This is a genomic window from Candidatus Zixiibacteriota bacterium (assembly GCA_022865345.1).
In the GTDB taxonomy this organism is placed as follows: Bacteria; Zixibacteria; MSB-5A5; order MSB-5A5; family RBG-16-43-9; genus RBG-16-43-9.
This window is the reverse complement of sequence record JALHSU010000222.1, coordinates 1-2,983: the sequence shown is the minus strand read 5'-3', so window position 1 is coordinate 2,983 and position 2,983 is coordinate 1. Positions and strand designations below refer to the sequence as shown.

The following is a 2,983-nucleotide window of genomic DNA, read 5'->3' as shown; positions in this document are numbered from 1 at the left end:
TCCGGTATCGGCTACCTGAAGACGAGAAGGAATTCCCTGAGGCGGCGGTAGGCGACGATAACCCCGATATCACTGATTTTCTCGGCTACAGCGATATTCATTTGTATTACAAGTTCACGTGGACTCACGCCATACATGTGATACTCCGAGGTAACATTCATACCGGCAAAGGTGGCGTCGTCCTGAACTACAGTCTGCCGGTTCCAAAAAGCACAACGAGCTTTTTCAGCTTCCGGATTTCGCATGGTTATGGGGAAAGCCTTGTAGACTACAAGAGGTCCCTAACCAGAATCGGCATCGGGATCATGTTTGCCAGATGAATGTCGGGTGGACTATTGCTGCTGCAACTGCACAATAAGCTGTCTTTTAAGCGAGATGGTCTGCTCATGATCAGATTCCATTTGAACTGGAATTCTTCTTTGAATACCAGCGTCCTTGGCTTTTTGAAGACCATTCTAATACTATAGAATTCCTTATATCAACATAACAGTCTGAAGGGATTCAGGTATGTATTTTTCCCAAGCAAAAACTTGTTTTCAAGAAAAAACAGTGCGCAGCGGTGTGGGATAAACAGACTAATAGACTCCTGACCTGAAAATTTTCTGACGCCCTGTGCCTGCTGGGGAAGAGAAATAGTCTAAACAGGGTGGGGGTAGTACTAAGTTAATTAAGCCATGAAACAGGTTCTAACATCAGCAGGATGGGGGAAAGGATAATCTTGGAAATCCTCTAGAATCTCATAAAAATGATGGAAAGCTTTTTGTGCCTAAAATAAGTCAAAACAAACCAAAATGTGCAAGCTTCCCTTTTTTGGTCTACTTTGGCTTATTTCGGTTTAATTTACTCTGTTTATTAAACTTAGGAACCTTTCTATTGACTTTATTTCCTAAGTCATTATCTTTCTTTATGCCTGTCCCCGCCCTTTTACGACGGCAACACGAGTTCGAATCTCGTTGGGGACGCTTTCAATTAAAGGCAGAAGGCAAGAGGCAATAGTCTAAAGGCTTGCAAAACTGAAGTGTAAAGATTTAGCTTTACCTTAGTCGTTTGCCAACATCACAGCGCACCTGACCTACAAGGATAGCTGACGTATGGTCTTAACGTTGCTAGTTGCTTTTCTGGCAGTTCTTGGCTACATTCTAGATTATTTCATAGATAAGCAAAAGCATAGGAATTTATATAAGTGGATAGCCGTTCTCGGCGGCATCCTAAGCCTAGTTGTTATTGGCGTAAACCATCTTCGCCAAGAACAGCAGATTAAGGATTGGGGAAAAAGTCTGTACAAAATCACAAAACAGAACGATAGCTTGCTTAGCCAAAATGATTCACTAGAAGTTCGAATGAAGGATGTGAGCGAAAAACTCCAACCGTTCGTGCAAATTGCCACAAGGAGTTACCCAGCATTGAATGAAGAAGAAGCATTGACGAAATTAGTGACAGATATTTCACGAACATTAGAACAGATGCAACCCAAGCTAACCTTGTTAACTGAAAAAACTGAATTACGGAAAGATAATAATAGTCTATTTCATACCATATACTTTTTCGACTCACAATACCCTGTTTCACTTAGGAATATCTCAATAGAGATGAAATTTGATGGTACAGTTCTAAGGGCTGAGTATAAAATTAATGGTGCATTCGTTATAGAGCAAGGGTCGAAAATGTTGATTGAAAATGATAAAAGGGGCTTTATATTTGTTACTGGCTTATTAACTGTTGGGAATGAGATTGTCATTGAAGTTATTAGCAAGAAGCAGTTAAATCTTATATCAAAACGGCTGTCCCCTTAATTAAGACTGTAGGTCAGGAGCTCTGTGCCTCTGATACTATTCTGTTCTTAGTCATGAAAGAAAAAAATGGTGAGCATCCGTTTGGTGATGCCGGGCAGTTAATATTGTTTGTGCTGTTTTTCTTGGTTTGGGCTGGAGATTCTTTTTTTCTGCATCTATCTACTTTCCTGTCAGCTTATATCCCGCTGTTTATTCGCCTGGCCATCCTGGGCATTATGTTTATCACTGGTATATATCTTTTCAGGTCGGGTCATGTTGTAATCGATCGTGAACATAAGCCTGATAGCGTGATAACAAGCGGAGCTTTCAAGCATGTAAGACATCCCCTGTACTTGGCAAGCATCCTGTTTTACCTCGGACTGTCGATCTCTACGTTATCGCTTCTCTCCCTGGTATTATTTGCGGGGGTATTCATCTTCTATAATTACCTCGCAAGTTATGAAGAAAAACTGCTGGAAGCAAAGTTTGGAGAGGAATACAGGAAGTATAAAGAGAAAACAGGGAAGTGGGTGCCGAGAATTGGCAGAAACAGGTCAGGAGCCCCAGCCTGATGCTATCAAAGCTTTGGGACTCACCCCTGACCCCTCTCTTAGAAAGTGAGGGGAATTAAGGGGGTGAGTTCAGCAACTAAGAGGTGGACATTATGATCTACATGCTATGTCGAAATCGGGTTCGAAATTATGAGAAGTGGAGGACAATATTTGACTCCCATGCGAGCGATCATCATAAAGCCGGACTGAGCCTGGTCCATCTCTGGCGTTCACTGGATGACGTTCACACTGTATTTTTTCTCTTTGAGGTACATGACCTGGAGCGGGCTAAAGCCTTCATCAGTGCGCCGGAGGGAGCAAAAACCGGAAAGGAGGCTGGCGTCCTCGAGGGCGAGATACGTTTTCTGGAAGAGGCAGAGGGCCACTGAACCGGGTCACCTGCTTGATAAGAAAAAAATTGTCAACGCCCAGTCTTCGACCCTGCACTTCGTCATGAGACTCAGTATCGAACGAAGGCTCAGATCCGAGGGAATTTATTGAAGGGTGGGGGCGGTCGACCTACTAACCACATAGCGAAAGACAAGCTTGAATGTTCTACCTAAAATACCTGACTTCAGTCATTATTTGGCAGTTTCTAAATCCTTTTGGGATTTGGCAGAGTATTTTGCAGAATGGCGGGCAGATAATCGCTATTCTGCG

The 2,983-nt window shown here is 42.8% G+C and carries 4 protein-coding genes; all 4 read left to right on the top strand.

Going from position 1 to position 2,983, the window contains the following annotated elements:
- The coding region (locus MUP17_10760) for a phospholipase A (protein MCJ7459460.1) at positions 1-320 on the top strand (320 nt) is incomplete at its 5' end.
- A 771-nt stretch (positions 321-1,091) separates the two neighbouring features.
- Positions 1,092-1,793 carry a hypothetical protein gene (locus tag MUP17_10755; GenBank protein MCJ7459459.1) on the top strand — a complete coding sequence of 234 codons (702 nt, stop codon included), beginning with the start codon at positions 1,092-1,094 and terminating at the stop codon, positions 1,791-1,793.
- 53 nt (positions 1,794-1,846) lie between these two features.
- Complete coding sequence (locus tag MUP17_10750) at positions 1,847-2,344, top strand: isoprenylcysteine carboxylmethyltransferase family protein (GenBank protein MCJ7459458.1); 498 nt, start codon at positions 1,847-1,849, stop codon at positions 2,342-2,344.
- Between the two features lie 92 nt (positions 2,345-2,436).
- Positions 2,437-2,712: a hypothetical protein gene (locus MUP17_10745; protein MCJ7459457.1), complete on the top strand. Its 276-nt coding sequence runs from the start codon at positions 2,437-2,439 to the stop codon at positions 2,710-2,712.
- Positions 2,713-2,983 lie beyond the last annotated feature (271 nt).

Coding starts and splice junctions, on each gene's coding strand:
- MUP17_10750 (MCJ7459458.1), top strand. CDS start 1,847: ATGAAAGAAAAAAATGGTGAGCATCCGTTTGGTGATGCCGGGCAGTTA.
- MUP17_10745 (MCJ7459457.1), top strand. CDS start 2,437: ATGATCTACATGCTATGTCGAAATCGGGTTCGAAATTATGAGAAGTGG.
- MUP17_10755 (MCJ7459459.1), top strand. CDS start 1,092: ATGGTCTTAACGTTGCTAGTTGCTTTTCTGGCAGTTCTTGGCTACATT.